We start from the raw sequence: 23,568 nt of genomic DNA on the forward strand, positions 1-23,568 counted from the left end.
CGACGCCCGCTCAAGGGCGCCCGTCCGACACGGCCTGTGTGGCCATCCACTCGCGCATCACGACGATCGCATCGTCGTCGCGCCGCTCGGCCGGATACACGAGATAGAACCCCACCGACAGCGGAAACGCGAAGTCGAACGGCTTGCACAGCCTGCCTGCGGCGATGTCGCGCTCGACCAGCGGATCGGTGGCAAGCGCGATGCCCTGGCCGGCGACGGCCGCATCGATCGCGAGCGACGTCTGGTTGAAGCGCAGCCCCTTGTGCGGATCGATGTCGACGGGCTCGGGCATCGCGGCGAGGAACTCGGGCCACAGGTCGTGCGCATCGTGCAGCAGCACGTGACCCGCGAGCGCGCGCGGCGACGCGGGCGCGGCCAGCAGCGCGGGGCTGCACACGGCACACACGTCGAGCGGAAACAGCGCATGCGTGGCGAGATGCTTGCCGAACGGCGGCTTGCCGTAGCGGATCGCGAGATCGACGCCGTCGTGCCGGAACGTCGCGATCTGTGGATCGGCGATCACGCGCACGTCGTAGTCGGGATGCGCGTCGGTGAACTGCGCGAGCCGCGGGATCAGCCATTTCGACGCGAACGACGGCGTCGTGCTGATCGTCAGCGCGGCACGGCGCTTGACGAGCTTGTCGGTCGCGTCGGCGATCGCATGCAGCGCGCGCTGCACGTCGGAGAAATACGCGGCGCCGTCATGCGTCAGCGCGAGGCCGCGCGGCAGGCGTTCGAACAGCTTCAGGCCGAGCACGTCCTCGAGGTGGCGCACCTGCTGCGCGACGGCGCCCTGCGTGACGCCGATCTCGTCGGCGGCGGCGCGGAAATTGAGGTGCCGCGCGGACACTTCGAAGGCACGAAGCGCATTCAGCGGCGGCAGGCGGGAGGGGCGAGGCGGCATCGTCAGGCTGTAGAAAAACTATCGTCTGGAGGCAGAAATACTGGTTCGACAGTCGGGAGGGATGCGCCTACATTACCACCATGGCGGGCCGAACGGCGGCTGCGCGGCGGCAGGATTCGAACGAGGAGTACATCGTGACTGTAGAAAAAGTAGCGTTGATCACGGCGGCGGGCAAGGGCATGGGCGCGGCGATCGCGCGCGAACTGGCGGCGACGGGCTATCGCGTCGCGCTGATGTCGCCGTCGGGCAGCGCGGTGGCGCTCGGCGAGGAACTGGGCGGGTTCGGCATCCAGGGCTCGGTGACGGAAGAAGCCGACATCGACCGGCTCGTGCAGGAAACGGTCGCGCGCTACGGCCGCATCGATGCGGTCGTGAACAACACCGGGCACCCGCCGAAGGGCGAGCTGCTGGCGATCACCGACGACAACTGGCACGCGGGGCTCGACCTGATCCTGCTGAACGTGGTGCGCGTGATGCGCCGCGTGACGCCGATCTTCCAGAAGCAGGGCGGCGGCGCGGTGGTCAACATCTCGAGTTTCGCGGCGGATGCGCCCGAGCAGCCGATGCCCGTTTCGTCGGCGCTGCGCGCGGCGCTGAGCGCGTGGACGCGGCTTTACGCGGAACGCTATGCGGCCGAGAACATCCGGATGAACGCGGTGCTGCCGGGCTTCATCGACAGCTGGCCGGAAACGCCGGAGATCGTCGCACGCATTCCGGCCGGCCGCTTCGGCAAGACCGGCGAGATCGCGAAGACGGTCGCGTTCCTGCTGTCGGACGGGGCGGGCTACATCACCGGCCAGAACATTCGCGTCGACGGCGCGATCGTCAAGGCGCTCTGAGCGGCGCGCGGCGCGGGCGGCTGCAGGGGCCGGGCCGCTCGCCGCGCAGCCGCTACAAACGCGTACAAATCAGACAAATACCGGATACATCAGACCTTTCAAATGGGCGACGCCGCGTGACGCGGGCGCGCCGGATTGAAAGCGTGGGCGCGTTTCCCGCGCGCGGCATGTTCACTTTCCACTTCACGAAAGGAGATGCCGAACGATGTCTTCCACACCGTTTTCCCCGATGCGTCGCCACCTGCTGGCCACCTCCGTGGCCGCCGGGGTCTCGGCGATGTTGCCCACCGCGCTGCATGCGGCGACCGGCGCGACCGGCATACGCCCGTTCACCGCGCACATTCCCGATGACGCCGTGGCCGACCTGCGCCGCCGCATCGCCGCGACGCGCTGGCCGGGGCGCGAGACCGTCGCCGACGAATCGCAAGGCGTGCGCCTCGCGCGCATGCAGGCGCTGCTGCGTTACTGGGGCACCGACTACGACTGGCGCAAGGGCGAGGCGCGCCTGAACGGCTTCCCGATGTTCATCACGGAAATCGACGGGCTCGACATTCATTTCATTCACGTGCGCTCGCGACACGAGAACGCGATGCCGATGATCATGACGCACGGCTGGCCGGGCTCGATCTTCGAGTTGCTGAAGGCGATCGGTCCGCTGACCGATCCGACCGCGCACGGCGCGAGCGCGGACGATGCGTTTCACGTCGTCGTGCCGTCGTTGCCGGGCTTCGGCTTCTCGGGCCGTCCGACACGAACCGGCTGGGGTTCCGATCACATCGCGCGCGCATGGGGCGAGCTGATGGCGCGGCTCGGCTATACGCGCTTCGTGTCGCAGGGCGGCGATTGCGGCTCGGTGATCTCGCACCGGATGGCGATGCAGCGCGTGCAGGGCCTCGCCGGGATCCACGTGAACATGCCGGCGACGGTGCCGCCGGATATCGCGACGCTGCTCGCGACCGATGCGCCCGCGCCGGCTTCGCTGTCGCAGAAGGAAAAGGCCGCGTACGAGAAGCTCGCGACGTTCTATCGTGACAACTGCGGCTACTCGGCGATGATGGTCACGCGCCCGCAGACGGTCGGCTATGCGCTCGCCGATTCGCCGTCGGGGCAGGCGGCATGGATGTACGACAAGATTTCGCAATGGACGTACAGCGGCGGCGTGCCCGAACGCTCGATTCCGCGCGACGAGATTCTCGACGACATTTCGTTGTACTGGCTGACGAACACCGCGACGTCCGCCGCGCAGATCTACTGGGAGGATCACTCGAACAACTTCAACGCGGTGGACATCTCGCTGCCGGCCGCGATCACGGTGTTTCCGGGCGAGATCTACCAGGCGCCGCGCAGCTGGGCCGAGCGCAGCTATCACAACCTGATCTACTTCAACGAAGTCGACAAGGGCGGGCATTTCGCGGCATGGGAGGAGCCGGAGCTATTTGCGCGTGAAGTGCGTGCCGGATTCCGGCCGCTGCGGCGCGTGTAAGCGGGGAAGGAATGGCGAACGCGGGCCGGCGCGGTCATGCGGCCTGCGTTCCTTTCTGTTTGCGGTTCAGCGCGCCCCCGCGGATGGCAACCTCGGCTGCCTGCGGTTCGGTGTGTCGTGCCTACAGGCCGTGACGATGGTGCGCCGAACAAGTCGATCGGCGCACCATCGAAGCCCGGGTCAGGTCACTTCTTGAACGAATCCTGCGGGACGGGAACCGGGCTCCAGATCTCCGCATCCGATGCGTTGGCCGTGAACGTCCAGATGTACGTGCCCTTCGCGACGTTTCTCCATTGGAGATCGAAGACAAGTTGCGAATTGCCCACGTTTTCGATGTAGCCCGATTGCGCGTCGTCCGATTGCGGGTCGAATTGCCATTGCTGAGAGGCCGACGCGTTGTTTTTCTTGTAAGTGTTCAGGTAAAGGTATTGCTCGGCGGATACCGTTCCGCAGTCGATGGCGAGCGTGGGGTCGCTGTGCAGCGTGATTCCGCCATCCGGTTGGAAGTCCCACTCGGTATACAGGTTGTCCGTACTGGTGGGAAGGAGCACCAACCGGTTGCCTTGGACGCGATCGGTGACGCCGATGAGCCAGCTGTTGTCGGCCGAGTAATAAATTTTTGCCATTTTTTCCTCTGAGCGGTAATTGGATGAGTCGATAAATGAACGCTTCTTTCCCGACAGCAGCCTCACGTGGAAATCATTCTTGCCCTTGATGTATCTGCATATATTCGACGAAAAATCGTCGGCGCTTGATTGGCAAGGTTTAATGATGGGCGTCTGCCTGGGACAAACATTAGGCTCGCCACATCGCTGAATCAATTACATGCGATTACACGAAGGGCCGCTACCGCGTCGGGAACGGGTCGACCTGCAACGCTGGCCTGATGAATTGCCCACGATTGAATGACATATCGATGAAATCGATCCATCCGGATCGAAACATTCCATCGTAATTATCTGATTTGAAAGCGATTTTGATAAAAATCAAAAATATATCGCGTGAATGATCTGGTAGTTTGAAACCCTCAATACAATGATTCGCGGCACAAAGGCAATTCGGCCCTTTCGCAGTTTCGCCCGATGAAAAAATACGTTCCGAGGTTTCGCGATGACGAATAACGACGTGCGCGAGTCGCGCGCGCCCGGCAATGGCATGCGGCCGCTTGAAGGCAAAAGAGGCATCGTCGTCGGCCTGGCGAACGAGCAGAGCATCGCCTGGGGATGTGCGCGCGCCTTTCACGCAGCGGGGGCCGAACTGGCCGTGACCTGGCAATCCGACCGCGCGTTGCCGTACGTCGAGCCGCTGCTGGAGCAGCTGAAGCCGGCGATCGCGATGCCGCTCGATGTCAGCCGGACCGATCAGATGCGCGACGTTTTCGACACGATCGGCGAGCAGTGGGGCCGCCTCGATTTTCTGCTGCATGCCGTCGCCTATGCACCGAGGGCCGACCTGCACGGGCGGGTCGTCGACAGTTCGCCGGAAGGGTTCGCGCTCGCGATGGATACCTCCTGCCACTCGTTCATCAGGATGGCGAAGCTTGCCGAGCCGTTGATGGATTCCGGTGGCAGCCTGATGGCAATGACCTATATCGGCGCCGACCAGGTCATCGCCGAGTACGGCGTGATGGGGCCGGTCAAGGCGGCGCTGGAGGCTGCCGTTCGCTATCTGGCCGTCGAGCTGGGGCCGGCAGGCATCCGCGTGCATGCGGTGTCGCCCGGTGCATTGCCCACGCGCGCGGCCTCCGGGCTGCCGAACTTCGATCACCTGCTCGACGACACCGCACGGCGCGCGCCATTGCGCCGGCCGTTCGACATCGACGACGTCGGCGCGCTATGCACCTTTCTTGCCAGCGATGCCGCACGCGCGATGACCGGCGGCATTCACTACGTCGACGCGGGAATGCACGTGCTCGGCTGACGCGAGACGGCCGCTCCCGGAATGCGTCGGGATTCACCTTGCCCCTCTGGAGAACAGTGTTATGGATGCTGCCACGCAACTGGCGCGCAGTCACGAGATCGCCGCGGAGATTGTCCACGTCCTGCAAAAGCGCACGCAGCACGCGCTGGAACAGTACGGGAAGCGGTTGAGCGAAGCATTCGACGGGAGCGACAGCTCCGGCCACGACCCGGGCGCCGCCCCTTTCGCCGCACCGCTCTCGCCGTTGAGCGCATGGCATTACGCGGTCGACGCCGTCCAGCGCTCGCTGCTGTTCTGGGACACGTTGCGCGAGCGCGGCACGCAATACGTCGAGCGCGCGGCCCAGGGACTCAAGCCGGTGCTGCATTTCGACTACGACGTGGTGCTCGACGGCCGGCAGTTCGAGCGGCCCGTCAATTACGCGCTCGTCCACATCCAGCCGCCGGACGGCGTGATCGTCGACGCCGCCAAGCGGCCCTACCTGATCATCGATCCGCGCGCGGGGCACGGCCCCGGTATCGGCGGCTTCAAGGACGATTCCCAGGTCGGCGTAGCATTGCGCGCCGGGCATCCGGTGTACTTCGTCGTGTTCTTCCAGGAACCCGAGCCCGGCCAGACGCTGCTCGACGTGTGTGCGGCGGAACAGGCGTTCGTCCGCAAAGTGCGGGCGCTGCATCCGGACAGCCTCAAGCCGGCCATCGTCGGCAACTGCCAGGGCGGCTGGGCCGCGATGATGCTCGCGAGCTCGTCGGCGGACGATACGGGCCCGATCGTCATCAACGGCGCGCCGATGTCGTACTGGAGCGGCGCGTGGAGCGACGGGCCCGGCGACAATCCGATGCGCTATGCCGGCGGGCTGCTCGGCGGCACGTGGCTCGCGTCGTTCTCGTCGGACCTCGGCAACGGCAAGTTCGACGGCGCGTATCTCGTGCAGAACTTCGAGAACCTGAACCCGGCGAACACGTTGTGGGACAAGTATTACCACGTGTACGACCACATCGACACCGAGCCGCCGCGCTTCCTCGAGTTCGAGCGCTGGTGGGGCGGCTACTACCTGATGAACCGCGAGGAGATCGAATGGATCACGCGCAACCTGTTCATCGGCAACAAGCTCTGGTCCGGCGAGGTGCGCGACGGGACGGGCAAGGCGTTCGACCTGCGCGAGATCCGCTCGCCGATCATCCTGTTCGCGTCGATGGGCGACAACATCACGCCACCGCAGCAGGCGTTCAACTGGGTCGCGGACATCTACGGCAGCACGGAGGAGATCAAGTCGCGCGGGCAGGTGATCATCGGGTTGATGGAGGAGGATGTCGGGCATCTGGGCATCTTCGTGTCGGGCAAGGTCGCGAAGAAGGAGCACGCACAGATCGTCAGCGTGCTGGATGCCGTCGAAACGCTGCCGCCCGGCCTCTATGCGATGTCGATCGAGGAAGTGAAAGGCGCCGACGGGAAGGTTGCTTACGAGGTCACGTTTGCCGAGCACCGTCTCGAAGAGATCGCGCAACACTTCAACCGCTTCGGGCGCAAGGACGAACAGGCGTTCGAGGCGGTCGCCGAGTTGTCCGAATTCACGCAGCGCGCCTATGAACTGTTCATGCAGCCGTTCGTGCAGCAGGCCTCGAACGAAACCACGGCGCGCGTGTTGCGGGAATTTCATCCGCTGCGCTTTCAGCGCTGGGCGTTTTCCGATCTGAACCCGTGGCTTGGCTGGCTGAAGCCGGCTGCCGACACGGTCAACGCGCATCGCCAGCCGGCCGACGATATCGAACCGTGGCGCAAGCTCGAACGCCGTGGCTCGGACGTCGTCAGCGCATCGCTCGATTTTTTCCGCGCGATGCGCGATGCCGGCACCGAGTCGCTGTTTTTCACGCTGTACACGCAGCCCTTCATGCTTCATTTCGCGGAGCAGTATCGCGACCGTCATGCCGCGTCGCCGGCGGCGACGGACCCTCGCGACCTGCCGTTCGTGAAGGACGCGCTCGCGTCGATCGATCGGGGCGGCTACACCGAGGCGGTTGCGCGCGCAGCCTTTCTGCTCGAACGCAGCGGCGAGCCGTTTCCGCTGGCGCAACTGGCGACCGAGCGTGAAGTCGCCGAAACCTACGCCGAGTATCTGCCGGACCTGCCGCCCGACCAGTGGCGGCGCATCTACGGCGAGCAGGAAATCATCGCGACCTACGCGCCGCAGCAGGCCGTCGCGACGCTGCCGGCGCTGCTGGTCCGGCCGGAGGATCGCCAGCGGCTGCTGACGTTGCTGGACAAGCTGCTGGGCGATCCGCGCGTGCAGAGCGCGTCGGTGAGCGAGCAACAGTGGGCGGCCCTGCAACGCATCCGCGCGGTGCTGGGCGCGCCGCCCGCGAAGCGGCCGGCCAAGGAGCCGGTAGCGGCCCTCGAGCGTGTGCAGTGACGGACAGCCAGGAACCACGATGGAAAACAGACACGAGAAATATCTCCGCCTCATCGAACACTGCCGGACGCTGGCGCCGATGCCGACGGCCGTCGCGCACCCGTGCGATCGAAGCTCGCTCGAAGGGGCGCTGGAGGCGGCGCGCAAGGGGCTGATCGAGCCGATCCTGGTCGGCCCGCGTGCCCGGATCGAAGCGACCGCCGCGGCGTGCGGGCTGTCGATCATCGATCACGAGATCGTCGATGCGCCGTACAGCGAGGCGTCGGCAGCCGCGGCGGTGCGGCTCGTCCGCGACGGGCGGGCGGCCGCGCTGATGAAGGGCAGCCTGCACACCGACGAGCTCATGGCCGAAGTGGTGCGTCACGATGCCGGATTGCGCACCGGCCGGCGCATCAGCCATTGCTTCGTCATGGACGTGCCCGCGCATGCCGATCCGCTGATCGTGACCGACGCGGCGATCAATATCGCGCCGACGCTCGAAGAAAAGGTCGACATCCTGCAGAACGCGATCGATCTTGCGCATGCGCTGGCCTTTCCGCAGGTGCGCGTGGCGATCCTGTCGGCGATGGAGACGGTCAACCCGAAAGTGCCGTCGACGCTCGAAGCCGCCGCGCTGTGCAAGATGGTGGACCGGCGGCAGATTACCGGCGCGCTCGTCGACGGCCCGCTCGCGCTCGACAACGCGATCGATCCCGAGGCTGCGCGCATCAAGCAGATCGATTCGCCGGTGGCCGGGCACGCGAACGTGCTGATGGTGCCCGACCTCGAAGCAGGCAACATGCTCGCCAAGAGCCTGTCGTTCCTGGCCGGCGCGGACGCCGCAGGGATCGTGCTCGGCGCGCGCGTGCCGATCATCCTGACGAGTCGCGCCGATTCGTTGATCACCCGGCTGGCTTCATGCGCGGTCGCGATGCTCGTCGCGAATGGGCAGCGTGAAGCGGCCACGCACGCGGGGTGACGCCATGGCAGACGTGATTCTGGTGTTGAATGCCGGCTCGTCGAGCATCAAGTTTTCCGCATTCGACGTGCAGGGCGACACGCTCGGGCTGATCGTGCACGGTCAGGTCGATGGGCTTTACACGGCCGCCGCGCACTTCAGCGCCGTCGACCATCACGGGGAACATCACGAGCAGCAATGGGCCGGCGGCGAGACGTTCGGCCATCACGAAGGGCTCGAGCAGATCGCCGCGTTCCTGGAGGCTCACCAGGAAGGGCACCGTCTCGCGGCGGTGGGCCATCGCGTCGTGCATGGCGGCCAACGCTTCAGCGGCCCGGTGCGCGTCACGCCCGAGATCGTGGCCGAGCTGGACAAGCTCACGCCGCTCGCGCCGTTGCATCAACCGCACAACCTGACGCCGATTCGCATCCTCGAAACGGTGCAGCCCGGCATCGAGCAGGTGGCCTGCTTCGACACGGCATTCCACCGCACGCAGCCCGCGGTGACCCAGGCGTTCGCGCTGCCCGAGTCGATCACCAGCCGGGGCGTGCGCCGCTACGGCTTCCACGGGCTCTCGTACGAGTACATCGCGAGCGTGCTGCCCGACGTCGCGCCACAGGCGGCGCGCGGGCGCACGGTCGTCGCCCACCTCGGCAACGGCGCGAGCATGTGCGCGCTCGTGGCGGGCAAGAGCGTCGCGAGCACGATGGGGTTCACCGCCGTCGACGGGCTGCCGATGGGCACGCGCAGCGGCAACCTCGACCCGGGCGTCGTGCTTTTCCTGATGGAAGCGCTCGGGATGGACGTGCGCGCCGTCGAGGATCTGATCTATCGGCGCTCCGGGTTGCTCGGCGTGTCCGGCATCTCGAGCGACATGCGCACGCTGCTCGCGAGCGACGATCCGCATGCGCGCTTCGCGATCGAGCTGTACGTCTATCGCATCGCGCGCGAACTCGGATCGCTCGCCGCCGCCATGGAAGGCATCGACGCGATCGTCTTCACGGCGGGGATCGGCGAGCACGCGGCGGCGATTCGCGAAGGCGTGATGCGCCGTGCGGCCTGGCTCGGCGTCGAGATCGACGTCGACGCGAACCAGACCGGCGGGCCGCTGCTCACGACGGCGTCGAGTCGCGTGTCGGCGTGGGTGATCCCGACCAACGAAGAACTGATGATCGCGCACCATACGCGCCGGCTGATCCGGTGAGTGCGGTCGAATCAAGCAAGGAGCCGTCATGGCCGAACTGTTGCTGGTCAATGTCGAAGAACACGCACGCGACGACGAGGTCGGCGCGTTCCTGACCCGGTATGGATTCCCGCTGTTCGATTCGATCGAGCGGGTGCCGGCCGGGATCGGTAATCCGATCGCGCTGCTCAGGTTCAGTACGCTGTCGTCGGTGGCGCTCTACACGTTGCGCGCACGGATCGATCACCTGTCGTGGCGGGGACGGTCGATCCGTGCGCATATCCTGCCGGATCGGAAGGTATGAGCGGATTCTCATGTCAGCGTGGTTGAAGGGGGGGATGCGGGCTGATTCCCCTGTCAACACGCCTCTCCAGCACGATTTTTGAATCGCCGTGTGTCGTGTTCACGCACAGATACGTTGGGATACAAAGCCTCTGGATGGATCGGATATAAATCCGGTGAAGCGATTCACACGGCAGCGCAGTGCCAGCGCCGCCGCCGCGAACGCGGATTCCCGAGCGCCCCTGCGCGCCGTGGTCCCCCTTCCTTAGCGATCGACACTGGAGAACGAGTCATGCCTGAAACCGTGAATACCCGCCGCCGCCTGATCCTCGGTACGACGCTGGCAAGCCTGAGCCTCGCCGACCTCGGCTTCAGCGCCCTCGCGCATGCGCAGTCGGCGCCCGATGCCGCGCCCGCAAAGCGCACGGCCGGCGTCGCGTCGCTGGGCACGATTCACCAGATCGACGCGGGCGTGCTCAACGTCGGGTATGCGGACCTCGGGCCGAAGAACGGCCCGGTCGTGTTCCTGCTGCACGGCTGGCCGTACGACATCTACAGCTACGCGGAAGTCGCGCCGCTGCTCGTCGCGGCCGGCTATCGCGTGATCGTGCCGTACCTGCGCGGCTACGGGTCGACGACGTTCCGTTCGGCCGACACGGTGCGCAACGGCCAGCAGGCCGTGACGGCCGTCGACATCGTCGCGCTGATGGATGCGCTGAAGATCGACCGCGCGGTGTTCGGCGGCTACGACTGGGGCGCACGCACGGCCGACGTGATCGCGGCGCTGTGGCCGCAGCGCGTGAAGGCGCTGGTGTCGGTGAGCGGCTACCTGATCGGCAGCCAGGCGGCGAACGCCGCGCCGCTGCCGCCGCAGGCCGAGCTCCAGTGGTGGTATCAGTTCTATTTCACGACCGAGCGCGGCGAACTCGGCTACACGCAGAACCGCGATGCGTTCAACAAGCTGATCTGGCAGCTCGCGTCGCCGAAATGGCAGTTCTCCGACGAAACCTATGCGCGCACGGCCGCGTCGTTCCAGAACCCCGATCACGTCGCCGTCGTGATTCACAACTATCGCTGGCGCCTCGGGCTCGCGAAGGGCGAAGCGCAGTACGACGACATCGAGCGCCGCCTCGCGGCCGGGCCGGCGATCACCGTGCCGACGATCACGATGGAAGGCGACGCGAACGGCGCGCCGCATCCCGCGCCGGCCGCCTACGCGAAGAAGTTCACCGGCAAGTACCAGCACCGCACGATCACCGGCGGCATCGGCCACAACCTGCCGCAGGAAGCGCCGCAGGCGTTCGCCGATGCGATCCTGCAAGTGGAGCATCTGTGATGCGGGCGCGCGTGGGTGTGATGCGCCGCATCATGCGACGCACGGTCGTCGCGGGCGTGCTGCTGGCCGGCGCGTGGTCGGCCAGCGGTCCGGCCGCATTCGCGGAGCAGCCGAAGCCGGCTGCCGCCGCTTCACCGATCTATGGCGTGACGATCCCGCCCGGCTACCGGAAGTGGGAAATGGTCGCGCCGGCCGAGGAAGCCGCGCCACTCGATGAACTCCATGTGGTGCTCGGCAACCCCGTCGCGATCCGTGCGCTCGAACAGGCGACGCTGCCGTTCCCGGACGGCACGATCCTCGTGAAGCTCGCGTACAAGCGCAAGCAGTCCGACGAGCTCCCGAGTGCGACGGTGCCGGGCCAGGCGACGACCGTGCAGGTGATGGTGAAGGACTCGCGCCGCTATGCATCGACGGGCGGCTGGGGCTTCGGGCGCTTCATCAACGGCGTGCCGGCCGATATCGGCCAGCATCAGACGTGCTTTGCGTGCCACCAGGCGCGTGTGAAGAACCACGACTACGTGTTCACGCGGCTTGCGCCGTGACGTGCGTGGTTTGATGGATTCGACCGAAGGCGTGCCGTGTATGGCACGCCTTTTTTCATGGTGAATGGGCTTGAGGGGATCGCGTCAGCAGACGGGCCGTGAACGATGCGGCAGCCCGGTTTGTATCGCACTGTATCTGCGGCCGTTCCTGAAAAACTGGCATGCAGAAAGCCCCGGTTTCGGAAACATCGCAGATACGTGCGCGGGTTCTACTGTCGACATGCAGGAAACGTTCGATGCCAGACGATCTGGATCGGATGCCGAATGATCGACTGACCTACCTCTCTCAAGGAGAACCCTCATGAAAGCCGCTCGAATCCTCGCCGTTGCCGTCCTCGCCGCCATCCCCGCCTTGTCGTTCGCCGATACCGGCCACGGCCTCACGCGCGCCGACGTACGCGCCGATCTCGTCCGCCTGGAGAAGGCCGGCTACAGCCCGGCCAGCAGCGAAGCGAACTACCCGAACGATATCGCGGCCGCGGAGAACGCCGTCGCCGCGCAGCAGGTCGCGCGTTCCGACCAGAACGGCCCGTCGAAGTCGCAAGGCGACAATGTGGCCGATGCGTCGACGCCGGCCGGCCATCACGACGCGTCCCAGTCGCGCTCCGCACGGAATGCCGCCGACGACCTGTACGCGCATTCGTGATTGGCTGCCGCGCTTGCCTCAGGCGGGCGCGGCCACCACTGCAGCACTACATGTGAAAAACACAACAGAGCAAGGAGCATGACGATGGCCGGTTCGATGAAACGCGTTCTGATATCCGCCGCGGTGATCGGCGGACTGTTCGGTGCGGTGGCGGCGCAGGCCGCGCCGAAAGAAGATCTGAAGGGGACGAACGTCGTGCTCGTGCACGGCGCGTTTGCCGACGGGTCGAGCTGGAACCGCGTGATTCCGCTGCTCGAGGCGCGCGGGCTGCACGTGGTGTCGGTGCAGAATCCGCTGAGCTCGCTCGCCGACGATGCAGCCGCGACGAAGCGTACCGTCGACGCGCAGAAGGGGCCGGTCGTGCTGGTCGGCCATTCGTGGGCCGGCGTCGTGATCAGCGAGGCGGGCAACGACGACAAGGTGAAGTCGCTCGTGTACGTCGCCGCGTTCGCGCCCGACAACGGCCAGTCGATCGCCGACGTCACGCAGGGGCTGCCGGCGCCCGCGTGGGCCGGTGAGCTGCGCAAGGACGCGGGCGGTTTCGCGACGCTGTCGGACAAGGCGATCGCGCAGGATTTCGCACCCGACCTGCCGCCCGCGCAGCAGCGCATCGTTGCGGCGACCCAGGGGCCGTGGTATGGCGGTTGCCTCTCGGAGAAGGTCACGCAGGCCGCGTGGCATGCGAAGCCGTCGACGTTCGTCGTCGCGACGCAGGACAAGATGATCGACCCGACGCTGCAGGAAGCGATGGCGAAGCGGATCGGCGCGACGGTCACGCGCGTGAACGGCAGCCATGTGGCGATGCTGAGCCAGCCGAAGGCCGTGGCCGACGCGATCATCGCGGCGGCCGAGCGCGCGAAGCAGGATACGCAGTGAGTGAACGCGGCGCCGCGCTTTCGCAGGAAAGTGCGGCGCCATGAGTGAGTGTGATGTCCTTCCACAAGGAGAAGTCATGACGGAACTCTGGCAACTGCCCGCAACCGAACTCGCGAAGCGCGTGCGGCATCGTGACGTGTCCGCGCGAGAAGTGGCGGATGCGGTGCTCGACCGTCTCGAGGCGGTGAATCCGGCGATCAACGCGGTGATCGAGCACCGGCCCGACGATGTCCGGCGGCAAGCCGACGAAGTCGATCGCGCGATCGCGCGCGGCGACGATCCGGGGCCGCTCGCGGGCGTGCCCGTCACCGTGAAGATCAACGTCGACCAGGCGGAATTCGCGACGACCAACGGCACGCGCCTGCAGGAGAACCTGATCGCGCACGCCGACAGCCCGGTGGTCGGCAACATCAGAAAGGCCGGCGGGATCCTGCTCGGCCGCACCAATTCGCCGACGTTCGCGTTGCGCTGGTTCACGTCGAATCTCGTGCATGGCCACACGCGCAATCCGCGCAACCCGTCGCTGACGCCGGGCGGATCGAGTGGCGGTGCGGCGGCAGCCGTGGCCGCCGGGATCGGCCCGCTTGCCGTCGGTACCGACATCGGCGGCTCGGTGCGTTACCCGGCCTACGCCTGTGGCGTGCATGGCATTCGTCCGTCGCTCGGTCGCGTGCCGGCGTTCAACGCGTCGTCGCCCGAGCGGGCGATCGGCGCGCAGCTGATGTCGACGGCGGGGCCGATTGCACGCACGATCGACGATCTCTCGCTCGCGTTGCGTGCGTTCGCCGCACCGGACCCGCGCGATCCGTGGCACGTGGCGGTGCCGTTCGACGGGCGCGAGGTGCCGAAGCGCGCGGCACTGTGCGTGCGGCCCGGCGGCTTGCAGGTCGTGCCCGAGGTCGAGGCCGCATTGCGCGATGCCGCGCGGCGGTTGATCGATGCCGGCTGGACCGTCGACGAGATCGACGACACACCGCCGATGCGCGAGGCGGCACTGTTGCAGGAGCAGCTCTGGCTCGGCGACGGATTCGACGCTTTGACGAACGCGGTCGTGAAAGACGGCGATCCGGGGGCGGCTGCCGTGGTCGAGGCCGTGCGCGGCAAGGTGCGTGACCTGCCGGCCGACGTGATCAGCCGCGCGCTCGTCCGGCGCACGACGTTGACGCGGCAGTGGCGGCTGTTTCTCGACGAGTATGCGGTGCTGCTGCTGCCGGTGTCGTCGGAACTGCCGTTCCCGGACGATCTCGACCGCCAGGGGCAGGACGGGTTCGATCGCGTGTGGGAGGCGCAGCTCACGTTGCGCGCGTTGCCGGCGATGGGGCTGCCGGGGTTGGCCGTGACCACGGCGCTCGTGAATGGCGTGCCGGTCGGCGTGCAGGTGGTTGCCGCGCATCATCGCGAGGATCTGTGCCTGCTCGCGGGGCGCGATATCGAAGCGCGCGGCGTGCCGGTCGCGCCGGTGGATCCGGTGGTGTGATGTGGTGATGGGCGTGGTGTGTCGGCGATGCGCGCGCCGATCGGCTGATCTTCAACGATCGATCATGCGTGCGCCGTTCCAGACGACGCACAATTACGTTTCGAATACCAAGATGACATACAGTCCGCCGCGTGGCGCACCGTTCGCTATCTCGTTCTATTTTCAAAAGCTTTCGGTTTCGGGCATCTATGATCCAAGGCTCGTGCCCACGTCGAGATCCACCTGTAGCTGAACGGGGACAAGGACTGGGTAGCGCTGGCGGATCAAGTCATACACGTTCGGCACGCCTTTGGCCGTCACGGTAACGACCAAGGCATATTTCACATCGGGTGCCGACGATGCTGGGACACTGCGGCTGGCGTTGCGAGCGTGATATTCGATGTCGAATACCGGGTCGGCAAGACTCGTTGGGTCTTCAAACGTCTTCTTCCGGTGCAATGTCGTTTCCCACTTATGGGCACTATCTCGTTGCTCGCGTTCGGAGGGGTAGTACTGGGAGCGGAAGCCGAAAAAATCCGAAGCGGTCTTATCTCCGATTCCCTGTTGCTTCCGAAACTTAACGCTCATACCGGAGCGAGTGTAGTTAAGTGCATGCTCGGGATCGGTATGAGATTGAATGCAAAGTGTCGCCGAGATCGTGACAGAGTCCGGAAGTATCACATTCGGAAAGGGTACGGGGCAGCGCCGATATTGATTCTTCGCGAGAGTGCCTTGGAAAATGATTGTGGCTGAATCGTCGTCGCACTCCAGAAGGCGCATAGGGTCTTCTACGAAGCGGCCCCAGCCCACTTCCTCACGCGCAGAACGCGGGCGGCGTTCTGCCCAGTGGATCATTAGTGCTTTGAGTGCCGTCGCTGTCATTTCGTACGCGGTAGACACCGCCGTCCCCGCAGCGGTCCGGAGAGTCAAAGGAGATGCGTAGCTCGTGCCCTGTACACCCACGACTGAATTCAGAATCGGACTGTAGACAAGGAGCGGATGTTTGCTGGTGCCTCCGAACGCAATGCCGTCAGGCTTTACGAATCCCGGGCTTCGGCCGGGTCCAACGCAACTATAAGGTGCTCGCCCCCATTTCGGACCTGGAGAGTCTGCTGCCCCAACAGCAATCGCGTTCACCATGTCACTTGGCGGCTGGATACGGTTGGCGCCCTCGACGTCCCCATCGTTGCCGACAGCGACAGTCGCAAAAATTCCGTGTCGGGCACATAGCTGATCGATTGTGGCCGTCCACGCATGAACCTCGTCATCCGCGATTGGCATGCGCGGTCCGATGCTGAAATTCGCAAACTTATATTTGCCGGTCTCTAGGGCAGCTTTAATTCGGTGAAGAACGTCGAATAGATCAGGATCTCTGCCGGACGAAGGGGACAGCACTCGGAAGTGATCGACATTCATGTATGGCCGAGGTAATCCTTTCCCGCTAACGGGACGACCAAATAGAAATGTTGATGTCACTTCGCTACCATGCAGTAGGAGGGATCCGTGTGTGCTTTGTGTTTCGTCGTAGACGATCTCGTTTGCCCATGTCGCGAGATCGGATGTGCCGAGCCCGCCATCGAAGATGGCAGCCCGTCTTGATATGTCAAGTGCGGGTGCTTCAGGAAAGGCTGGCGGCGGCATCAGAACGGTCTGTCTAGGTATATTCGGTAACGCCTCACGAATCTTTGACATTGGCCGCGCGACCCGAAGGAACGAGAATTCAGCAAGCGCTTTGAGCACATCGCAAGTCGCCGTCACCGGCAAGAATGTGAGGCCGCCGACACGAATTCGGCGGGCAAGATCAACGCTCGCAGACAGTTCGTTGGCAAAATCGGCAAAGGCTACGACGATATCCTCCTCGTCTGCGCCAGCATGAAGTGCAACCTCGAACGCGTGCGAGCTCGCATCCTGCGGGATCGCGCCGCGCAACTTCTCGTCCGGGGTTATCCACCGAACAGTTTCAATCTTAAGCAGGTCGGTAGCGACTCCTTTGGGTGGCTTCTCTGCGAACAAGAGATCCTTGAAGCGATCAATGCCACGCACGTCTCCGGCGACGAACAGTGATGCCGTTGCTTGCTTGTTGCCCTGGCGTACCGTCCGTGTCGATTTGCGGGGGACGATTTCTACCTCTTTGCTTCCCACGTCACGGAGCCCGCTTCTTCTCAGTGCCTTGGTTGGATAATAGGATCTCCCAAGAAACGCTGGATGGAGAATCAATTCAAAAACCCCTTCCTGGCGCGGCTTGGCGTCGCTTCTAAGCACCTCCAGCGACTTACGGATGAACTCCAGCGGAGCTTGAACTGCACTGCGTACTTCGCCGATGTCATACGGCCATGTCTTATTATTCGGCCCTCGGTCGATGGCACTCGTCGATTCAAGTGCCTCGCCGCCTCCCAGCAAAATATTTTTCTTAGTCGTCATTGATCTTTTCCTGTTTCAACGCCTTCAAAATGCGACCGACTGTCGGATGGGAAACGCCAACCGCTTCGGCAATCTTTCGTTGCGAGTAACCTTGTATAGCAAGCTGAATAATTTGCAGCTTTCTGGCTTCGCCGTCCAGTCGCCCTGAGACTAAGAGCGATTGCAATGCGATATTCACAATCGCCTCATTGGCCGAAATGTTGTCGAGAATAGCTTGCTTTCTCGCGGCATCCACCAGCCGTCGAATATCAGCGAAGGAGTACCCCAAAACGATTGGAGCCAGTTCATCCGCGATAACTTCCCTGATTCCCTCTGATCGAAAGAATTGCCTAATCGTGTCGACGTCAGGTGTGCCGAAGTCCATGACCAAATCGAATCGTCTCCAGACAGCGGGGTCCAGAATTTCCGGATGATTTGTTGCTGCAACTAGGACCGAAGTCGACGGCCAATCGTCTATCGCTTGAAGAAGCACGGTTACGAGGCGCTTTAATTCTCCGACATCTTTGTCGTCGTCGCGCTTCTTCGCGACGGCGTCAAATTCATCTAACAACAAAATACAAGGAAAGCTGCGTGCGTAGTCAATGACCGACTTGATATTTGTACCGGTCTTGCCGAGCAGACTAGACATCACCGTGGCAAGGTCGAGGGTCAAGACCGGTAGCTTCAATTCGCGACCTAACCAATGAGCAGCCAGCGTCTTGCCGGCTCCCGGCGGTCCTTTGAAAAGCAGAGCATGTATCGGTTCGAGACCTGCTGCGATCAACTTGGCTGCTTCCTTTCTCTCTCGGATGACTCCGTTTAGTGAAGCTTCAATCTGTTGCGGCCAAATTGGTTCTTCGGCAAGAACCACAGCCTGCACCTCCCGGAGCAATTGGCGACGGCTGTCGCTATCTACAGGCGGCGGCTGAATGACGCTGCCGCGCGTTGCAGAGTCTGAGGACAGAACTTCTGCGAGCCGCGCAGCCTCGTCAGGTTGTCTTCGTCGCAGACTGCTGACAATTTTTCGCGATATCAAGGCGAACCCTTGCGCATTCCCCCTTAGCCCTTGTTGCATAAGGCTAAGAAGATCATTCTCTTCGATGTGTACCATTTCAATGCCAAAAATGATGGTGTTTTTGTGGAATGGTACATTATCGGCGTGTGGTGTACCACAAAATTTACCAACGCAACTAACCGACATCTCTTGCCTTGGGAGCGCGTCGGAGCAGAGGTGCGGGCACCACAAGCCATGAAGGGCTGCGACACCTCTGATCATATGGTGCAGACACGCTTAGCCGCGTTCGACTGAGTCGAGGGGCAACGTCATCCGTAGAGCCTAGGGCTGCGATCCAAATACCGGGATAGTCCCGGCATTTGATGGAACGGACCCCCGGCCCCGCCCCGATAGCGCACGTCTGCTATTGCATTCCCCGTGCCGCTGATTAGGAAATGAATTTTTATTGGTTCTGCTTGCTCTTCCTCGCTCGCATAGTGGCGCTGACGGCTATAGACAGCACGCAAGCTGCAACGGCCGCATTCCCGGTGTCTTTGATCATACGAATCAACGAAAACAAGGAAGTGTCATGACGGTTGCATTGGAAGAACGAACCGCTGCGCAACAGGCGCTCGAAGACGCGCGCGCGGCGGCTACGGCGGCCGGCACGCCCTATGCGGGCGGCGTCGCGCCGGAAGTGGCGTGGGCGCTGTTCACCGCCGGCGACGCATTGCTGGTGGACGTACGCACCGCCGAGGAACGGAAATTCGTCGGCCACGTGCCGGAGTCGCTGCATGTGCCGTGGGCAACGGGCACGAGCCTGACGCGCAACCCGCGCTTCGTGCGCGAACTGGAAGCGAAGACCGGCAAGACGGCCGTCGTGTTGCTGTTGTGCCGCAGCGGCAACCGCTCGGCGCAGGCGGCCGAGGCCGCGACGAAGGGGGGCTTTACGCAGGTATTCAACGTGCTCGAAGGGTTCGAGGGCGACCTCGACGAACGGCAGCATCGCGGCGGCAGCAATGGCTGGCGTTTTCGCGGCCTGCCGTGGGCGCAGGACTGATTCACGGCCGTTACGGGGAGAAAGCAGCATGGCCGCATTCGACATCGACGACATCGTTCAATCGCTGCAAAGCGTGCGCCGTGCATGGCGCGAGAAGCAGCGGCGCTCGCTGGAACCGGGCGGGCGCGACCTGCCGGCACGCGAGGCGCTCGCGCAGATCATCGGCGCGCTGAAAGGCGTGCTGTTTCCGATGCGGCTCGGGCCGCCCGACCTGCGCCAGGAGAGCGAGAACTTCCACGTGGCCCATGCGCTCGACGCGTCGCTGAATGCGCTGCTCGCACAGGTGAAGCTGGAATTGCGCTACGCGGCGCGACAGCGCAATGCCGACGAACCGGTCGATAACGTGGATGACGTGGCGTCGAGCGCCGTGCAGGCATTCGCCGCGCGCTTGCCCGAGATTCGCCGGCTGCTCGACAGCGACGTGCTGGCCGCGTTCCATGGCGATCCGGCGGCCGGCAGCGTCGACGAGGTGCTGCTGTGCTACCCGGGCATCCTCGCGATGATCCATCACCGGCTCGCGCACGAGCTGTACGGGCTCGGCCTGCCGCTGCTCGCGCGGATCATCGCCGAGCAGGCGCACGCGGAAACGGGTATCGACATTCATCCGGGCGCGCGCATCGGCGCGGGCTTCTTCATCGACCACGGCACGGGTGTCGTGATCGGCGAGACGGCGATCATCGGCGAGCGCGTGCGCGTGTACCAGGCCGTCACGCTCGGCGCGAAGCGCTTTCCGCGCGATGCGGACGGCCATCTGGAGAAGGGGCACGCCCGCCATCCGATCGTCGAGGACGACGTGGTGATCTATGCGGGCGCAACGATCCTCGGCCGCGTGACGATCGGACGCGGTGCGGTGATCGGCGGCAACGTATGGCTCACGCAGGACGTGCCGGCCGGCGCGAACATCACGCAGGCCGTGCTGCGCAGCGAAGCGAACACCGCGCCGCGCGCGGCGGCGCGCGTCGCCTAGGAGGCGCGATGAGTGACCTCATCCATCACTTCGGCGCCAACGTGCGCAAGCTGCGCGAAGCGCGCACGTGGTCGCAGGAGCAGCTGGCCGAGCATGCGGGGCTGAACCGCTCGTATGTCGGCGAGATCGAGCGCGGCGAGGCGATCGCGTCGATCGTCACCGCCGACAAGATCGCGCGCGCGTTCGACGTGTCGATCTCGACACTGCTGCCGGGCGCGTACGTCACCTGAGGCTGCCTCGTTTCATTTCCCTTTCGGTTGCACGCGACCTGACGGCTATAGCATGTTGAGCCGGCAGGTGCGTGCTTCCGATAATCACCGAGCGTCATAAGCAATCCCGTTTTTCATCTAAAGAACCCGGAGCCACACATGTCGACCGTTGCAAGCGGCACGGCCGCGCTGAGCGATCACGCCGCCCGCCAACTAGCGAACGCTACCAAGACCGTCCCCCAGCTGTCCACGATCACGCCGCGCTGGCTGACCCACCTGCTGCAATGGGTGCCGGTCGAGGCCGGCATCTATCGGCTGAACCAGGTGAAGAACCCGGAAGCCGTGCGCGCCGCGTGCACGCAGCTCGAGGACGAAAGCGTGCTGCCGCAGACCTTCGTGCCGTACGAGGAACAGCCGCGCGAGTATTTCCTGAACGCGGTGAGCACGGTGCTCGACGTGCATACGCGGATCTCCGATCTTTACAGCAGTCCTCACGACCAGATCAAGGAACAGCTGCGCCTGACGATCGAGACGATCAAGGAGCTGCAGGAAAGCCAGCTGATCAACAACCCCGACTACGGGCTGCTGGCCAACGTGACCGACGAGCAGCGGATCTTCCCGCTGACGGGCGCGCCGACGCCGGACGATCTCGACGAGCTGCTGACCAAGGTGTGGAAGGAGCCCGCGTTCTTCCTCACGCACCCGCTCGCGATCGCCGCGTTCGGCCGAGAATGCACGCGGCGCGGTGTGCCGCCGCCGACGGTCAGCCTGTTCGGTTCGCAGTTCCTCACGTGGCGCGGCATCCCGCTGATCCCGTCGGACAAGGTGCCGGTCGCGGACGGCAAGACCAAGATCCTGCTGCTGCGCGTCGGCGACAAGCGCCAGGGGGTGGTCGGCCTCTATCAGCCGGGCGTCGCGGGCGAGCAGGGCCCGGGCCTGTCGGTGCGCTTCATGGGGATCAACAACCAGGCGATCGCGTCGTACCTGATCTCGCTGTATTGCTCGCTCGCGGTCCATTCGCCGGATGCGCTGGCTGTCCTCGATGACGTCGAAATCGCCAAGTTCCATGACTATCCCGACACCTACCGTTAATCCCGGCCTGGCCGGCGGCGACGCGCACGCGCTGCCGCACGCGCCGCTGCCGGCCGGCTTGCCCGACCCGGCGACGCTTGCGCGGCTCGCGTCCGAGTTCTTCGCGACGCCGCCCGGGCAGGCCACCGCGCCCGGGCTGTCGGCGGGCAGCGGTGCGGTGGGCGGCGTGCCGTCCGCGTTGCCGGCCGCCGCGCCGATCCTGGCGTCGGTGAGCAACCCGGTACCCGGCGGTTCGCCGCTCGCGGGCCCGGGCGGTGCGGGCACCGGCGTGCCCGGTCTCGCGCTCCCGCAAGGGAAAGTGCCCGGTGCGAACCTCGCGCCGTCCGCGCCGACGCACGTGCTGTCGCTCGGCAACCGCGCCCCCGCGCTCGCGCCGCATGCGGCCGCGCAGAACGGGCTGCCCGACAACGTCGTGTCGATCGCGCCCGCGCTCGAACCGCGCGTTGGCGGCGCGGCGCTCGGCGTGCCGCAAGTGAACGCGCCGGTATCGGAAGGCGCGGCGAAGGCCTCGCCGTACTACTTCACCGACGGCTCGCTGCAGGGCTGGCAGGCGACGCCGCAGGACATCGTCGTGCCGTCGAACGGCCTTGCTTCGCCGGAAGCGTTCGGGCTGCCGGGCGACGACGCGCTGCGCGAACTGCTCGCCGTGCATCGCGACGTGCCGGTGTCGCGTGCGTCGGGCGCCGACGTGCCGCGCTACTTCATCGACGACACGCACGCGGCGGAGCCGCAAGGCCAGCTGTATCGCGGCGCGCATCCCCCGTTCGACGTGAATGCGATCCGCCGCGATTTCCCGATCCTGCAGGAGCGCGTGAACGGCAAGCAGCTCGTGTGGTTCGACAATGCAGCGACGACCCACAAGCCGCAGGCCGTGATCGACCGTCTCGCGTATTTCTATGCGCACGAGAACTCGAACATCCACCGCGCCGCGCATGCATTGGCCGGCCGCGCGACGGACGCGTACGAGCATGCGCGGGAAACGGTGCAGCGTTTCATCGGCGCATCGTCGCCCGACGAGATCGTGTTCGTGCGCGGCACGACCGAGGCGATCAACCTGATCGCGAAGACGTGGGGCGTGCAGAACGTCGGCGAAGGCGACGAGATCATCGTGTCGCATCTCGAGCACCACGCGAACATCGTGCCGTGGCAGCAGCTTGCTGCGCTCAAGGGCGCGAAGCTGCGCGTGATTCCGGTCGACGATTCGGGGCAGGTGCTGCTCGACGAATACCGGAAGCTGCTCAACGACCGCACGAAGATCGTGTCCGTCACGCAGGTGTCGAACGCGCTCGGCACGGTCGTGCCGGTGAAGGAGATCGTCGAGCTCGCGCATCGTGCGGGCGCGAAGGCGCTCGTCGACGGCGCGCAGTCGATCTCGCACATGCGCGTGGACGTGCAGGCGCTCGATGCGGATTTCTTCGTGTTCTCCGGGCACAAGATCTACGGGCCGACCGGGATCGGCGTCGTGTACGGCAAGCGCGCGATCCTCGACGACATGCCGCCGTGGCAGGGCGGCGGCAACATGATCGCGGACGTGACGTTCGAGCGCACGGTGTTCCAGCCGCCGCCGAACCGGTTCGAGGCCGGCACCGGCAACATCGCGGATGCGGTGGGGCTGGGCGCCGCGCTCGACTACGTGAACCGGGTCGGCATCGAGAACATCGCGCGCTACGAGCACGACCTGCTTGCGTATGCAACGAGCGTGCTCGCGCCGGTGCCGGGCGTGCGGCTCGTCGGCACGGCCCGCGACAAGGCGAGCGTGCTGTCGTTCGTGCTGAAGGGCTATGAGACCGAGGAAGTCGGGCAGGCGCTGAACGAGGAGGGCATCGCGGTGCGCTCGGGGCATCACTGCGCGCAGCCGATCCTGCGGCGCTTCGGGCTCGAGGCCACGGTGCGGCCGTCGCTCGCGTTCTACAACACGTGCGACGAAGTCGATGCGCTGGTGAGCGTCGTGCGGCGGCTTGCGACGCGGCGCTGACGCCATTCGCTTGCGGCGGCCCGGGTGGGTCGCCGCAAGCGCTTTATCGCTACCAGA

At 65.0% G+C, this 23,568-nt stretch carries 21 protein-coding genes; 17 read left to right on the forward strand and 4 right to left on the reverse strand.

All coding sequences use genetic code 11. The features are described from left to right. Nucleotides 1-10 precede the first annotated feature (10 nt). A complete protein-coding gene (gene gcvA / locus CFB39_RS20010; RefSeq protein WP_039354300.1) occupies nt 11-904 on the reverse strand; it encodes a transcriptional regulator GcvA in 894 nt (297 codons plus the stop codon). Nucleotides 905-1,038: 134 nt separating this feature from the next. Here gcvA and CFB39_RS20015 point away from each other — a divergent pair, with 134 nt between their 5' ends. Further along, nucleotides 1,039-1,743, forward strand: a complete 705-nt coding sequence (locus CFB39_RS20015) for an SDR family oxidoreductase (protein WP_039354670.1) — start codon at nt 1,039-1,041, stop codon at nt 1,741-1,743. A gap of 205 nt (nt 1,744-1,948) precedes the next feature. Continuing rightward, entirely contained in the window at nt 1,949-3,226 is a 1,278-nt protein-coding gene (locus CFB39_RS20020; protein ID WP_089428323.1) for an epoxide hydrolase family protein, read from the forward strand. A 185-nt stretch (nt 3,227-3,411) separates the two neighbouring features. Here CFB39_RS20020 and CFB39_RS20025 read toward each other — a convergent pair whose 3' ends face one another. Beyond that, nucleotides 3,412-3,918 (reverse strand): RICIN domain-containing protein, encoded by a 507-nt coding sequence (locus CFB39_RS20025; RefSeq protein WP_144030288.1) that lies wholly within the window; start codon nt 3,916-3,918, stop codon nt 3,412-3,414. Between the two features lie 418 nt (nt 3,919-4,336). Between CFB39_RS20025 and fabI the strand changes: the two genes are divergently transcribed. The 10 genes from fabI (at nt 4,337) to CFB39_RS20075 (ending at nt 14,835) form a co-directional block, all read left to right on the forward strand. Next, nucleotides 4,337-5,146, forward strand: coding sequence for an enoyl-ACP reductase FabI (gene fabI, locus CFB39_RS20030; RefSeq protein ID WP_373452740.1), 810 nt, complete (start codon nt 4,337-4,339; stop codon nt 5,144-5,146). A 61-nt stretch (nt 5,147-5,207) separates the two neighbouring features. Then, a complete protein-coding gene (locus CFB39_RS20035) occupies nt 5,208-7,556 on the forward strand; it encodes a DUF3141 domain-containing protein (protein ID WP_089474150.1) in 2,349 nt (782 codons plus the stop codon). Between the two features lie 19 nt (nt 7,557-7,575). Then, nucleotides 7,576-8,514 (forward strand): phosphate acetyltransferase, encoded by a 939-nt coding sequence (locus CFB39_RS20040; RefSeq protein WP_089474151.1) that lies wholly within the window; start codon nt 7,576-7,578, stop codon nt 8,512-8,514. Between the two features lie 4 nt (nt 8,515-8,518). Then, complete coding sequence (locus CFB39_RS20045) at nt 8,519-9,697, forward strand: acetate/propionate family kinase (protein ID WP_089474152.1); 1,179 nt, start codon at nt 8,519-8,521, stop codon at nt 9,695-9,697. A gap of 28 nt (nt 9,698-9,725) precedes the next feature. Next, nucleotides 9,726-9,980: a hypothetical protein gene (locus CFB39_RS20050; protein ID WP_089428318.1), complete on the forward strand. Its 255-nt coding sequence runs from the start codon at nt 9,726-9,728 to the stop codon at nt 9,978-9,980. A 270-nt stretch (nt 9,981-10,250) separates the two neighbouring features. Further along, nucleotides 10,251-11,294: an alpha/beta fold hydrolase gene (locus tag CFB39_RS20055; RefSeq protein WP_089474153.1), complete on the forward strand. Its 1,044-nt coding sequence runs from the start codon at nt 10,251-10,253 to the stop codon at nt 11,292-11,294. Continuing rightward, nucleotides 11,294-11,836, forward strand: coding sequence for a cytochrome P460 family protein (locus CFB39_RS20060; RefSeq protein ID WP_089474154.1), 543 nt, complete (start codon nt 11,294-11,296; stop codon nt 11,834-11,836). Before CFB39_RS20055 ends, CFB39_RS20060 begins: the two co-directional genes overlap by 1 nt. Before the next feature lie 301 nt (nt 11,837-12,137). Next, the gene (locus CFB39_RS20065; protein WP_089474155.1) at nt 12,138-12,482 is read left to right on the forward strand and encodes a DUF4148 domain-containing protein; all 345 of its coding nucleotides are present in this window, start codon (nt 12,138-12,140) and stop codon (nt 12,480-12,482) included. Nucleotides 12,483-12,566: 84 nt separating this feature from the next. Beyond that, the gene (locus tag CFB39_RS20070) at nt 12,567-13,358 is read left to right on the forward strand and encodes an alpha/beta fold hydrolase (RefSeq protein WP_089474156.1); all 792 of its coding nucleotides are present in this window, start codon (nt 12,567-12,569) and stop codon (nt 13,356-13,358) included. A gap of 76 nt (nt 13,359-13,434) precedes the next feature. Beyond that, nucleotides 13,435-14,835: an amidase family protein gene (locus tag CFB39_RS20075; RefSeq protein WP_089432145.1), complete on the forward strand. Its 1,401-nt coding sequence runs from the start codon at nt 13,435-13,437 to the stop codon at nt 14,833-14,835. Between the two features lie 186 nt (nt 14,836-15,021). Here CFB39_RS20075 and CFB39_RS20080 read toward each other — a convergent pair whose 3' ends face one another. After that, nucleotides 15,022-17,235, reverse strand: a complete 2,214-nt coding sequence (locus CFB39_RS20080) for a S8 family peptidase (protein ID WP_089474157.1) — start codon at nt 17,233-17,235, stop codon at nt 15,022-15,024. Then, a complete protein-coding gene (locus tag CFB39_RS20085) occupies nt 17,225-18,325 on the reverse strand; it encodes an AAA family ATPase (RefSeq protein WP_089474158.1) in 1,101 nt (366 codons plus the stop codon). Before CFB39_RS20085 ends, CFB39_RS20080 begins: the two co-directional genes overlap by 11 nt. A gap of 472 nt (nt 18,326-18,797) precedes the next feature. Here CFB39_RS20085 and CFB39_RS20090 point away from each other — a divergent pair, with 472 nt between their 5' ends. From CFB39_RS20090 to CFB39_RS20110, 5 genes are all read left to right on the forward strand, one after another. After that, complete coding sequence (locus CFB39_RS20090; RefSeq protein ID WP_089474159.1) at nt 18,798-19,268, forward strand: rhodanese-like domain-containing protein; 471 nt, start codon at nt 18,798-18,800, stop codon at nt 19,266-19,268. Nucleotides 19,269-19,296: 28 nt separating this feature from the next. Next, nucleotides 19,297-20,235, forward strand: a complete 939-nt coding sequence (gene epsC / locus CFB39_RS20095; RefSeq protein WP_089474160.1) for a serine O-acetyltransferase EpsC — start codon at nt 19,297-19,299, stop codon at nt 20,233-20,235. Between the two features lie 8 nt (nt 20,236-20,243). Then, nucleotides 20,244-20,465, forward strand: coding sequence for a helix-turn-helix domain-containing protein (locus CFB39_RS20100; RefSeq protein WP_011356215.1), 222 nt, complete (start codon nt 20,244-20,246; stop codon nt 20,463-20,465). Between the two features lie 138 nt (nt 20,466-20,603). Then, nucleotides 20,604-21,536 carry a family 2A encapsulin nanocompartment shell protein gene (locus tag CFB39_RS20105; RefSeq protein ID WP_006479760.1) on the forward strand — a complete coding sequence of 311 codons (933 nt, stop codon included), beginning with the start codon at nt 20,604-20,606 and terminating at the stop codon, nt 21,534-21,536. Beyond that, on the forward strand, nt 21,511-23,511 hold the full coding sequence (locus CFB39_RS20110; RefSeq protein ID WP_089474161.1) for a family 2A encapsulin nanocompartment cargo protein cysteine desulfurase: 2,001 nt from the start codon (nt 21,511-21,513) through the stop codon (nt 23,509-23,511). Before CFB39_RS20105 ends, CFB39_RS20110 begins: the two co-directional genes overlap by 26 nt. Nucleotides 23,512-23,568 lie beyond the last annotated feature (57 nt).

The sequence above is a fragment of the Burkholderia sp. AU6039 genome (assembly GCF_002223365.1).
Classification (GTDB): domain Bacteria; phylum Pseudomonadota; class Gammaproteobacteria; order Burkholderiales; family Burkholderiaceae; genus Burkholderia.

Bases quoted from the DNA above. Each gene is read 5' to 3' on its own strand.
- gcvA (WP_039354300.1), bottom strand. From the start codon at position 904: ATGCCGCCTCGCCCCTCCCGCCTGCCGCCGCTGAATGCGCTTCGTGCC.
- CFB39_RS20020 (WP_089428323.1), top strand. From the start codon at position 1,949: ATGTCTTCCACACCGTTTTCCCCGATGCGTCGCCACCTGCTGGCCACC.
- fabI (WP_373452740.1), top strand. From the start codon at position 4,337: ATGACGAATAACGACGTGCGCGAGTCGCGCGCGCCCGGCAATGGCATG.
- CFB39_RS20035 (WP_089474150.1), top strand. From the start codon at position 5,208: ATGGATGCTGCCACGCAACTGGCGCGCAGTCACGAGATCGCCGCGGAG.
- CFB39_RS20040 (WP_089474151.1), top strand. From the start codon at position 7,576: ATGGAAAACAGACACGAGAAATATCTCCGCCTCATCGAACACTGCCGG.
- CFB39_RS20045 (WP_089474152.1), top strand. From the start codon at position 8,519: ATGGCAGACGTGATTCTGGTGTTGAATGCCGGCTCGTCGAGCATCAAG.
- CFB39_RS20050 (WP_089428318.1), top strand. From the start codon at position 9,726: ATGGCCGAACTGTTGCTGGTCAATGTCGAAGAACACGCACGCGACGAC.
- CFB39_RS20055 (WP_089474153.1), top strand. From the start codon at position 10,251: ATGCCTGAAACCGTGAATACCCGCCGCCGCCTGATCCTCGGTACGACG.
- CFB39_RS20060 (WP_089474154.1), top strand. From the start codon at position 11,294: ATGCGGGCGCGCGTGGGTGTGATGCGCCGCATCATGCGACGCACGGTC.
- CFB39_RS20065 (WP_089474155.1), top strand. From the start codon at position 12,138: ATGAAAGCCGCTCGAATCCTCGCCGTTGCCGTCCTCGCCGCCATCCCC.
- CFB39_RS20070 (WP_089474156.1), top strand. From the start codon at position 12,567: ATGGCCGGTTCGATGAAACGCGTTCTGATATCCGCCGCGGTGATCGGC.
- CFB39_RS20075 (WP_089432145.1), top strand. From the start codon at position 13,435: ATGACGGAACTCTGGCAACTGCCCGCAACCGAACTCGCGAAGCGCGTG.
- CFB39_RS20080 (WP_089474157.1), bottom strand. From the start codon at position 17,235: ATGACGACTAAGAAAAATATTTTGCTGGGAGGCGGCGAGGCACTTGAA.
- CFB39_RS20085 (WP_089474158.1), bottom strand. From the start codon at position 18,325: ATGGTACACATCGAAGAGAATGATCTTCTTAGCCTTATGCAACAAGGG.
- CFB39_RS20090 (WP_089474159.1), top strand. From the start codon at position 18,798: ATGACGGTTGCATTGGAAGAACGAACCGCTGCGCAACAGGCGCTCGAA.
- epsC (WP_089474160.1), top strand. From the start codon at position 19,297: ATGGCCGCATTCGACATCGACGACATCGTTCAATCGCTGCAAAGCGTG.
- CFB39_RS20100 (WP_011356215.1), top strand. From the start codon at position 20,244: ATGAGTGACCTCATCCATCACTTCGGCGCCAACGTGCGCAAGCTGCGC.
- CFB39_RS20105 (WP_006479760.1), top strand. From the start codon at position 20,604: ATGTCGACCGTTGCAAGCGGCACGGCCGCGCTGAGCGATCACGCCGCC.
- CFB39_RS20110 (WP_089474161.1), top strand. From the start codon at position 21,511: ATGACTATCCCGACACCTACCGTTAATCCCGGCCTGGCCGGCGGCGAC.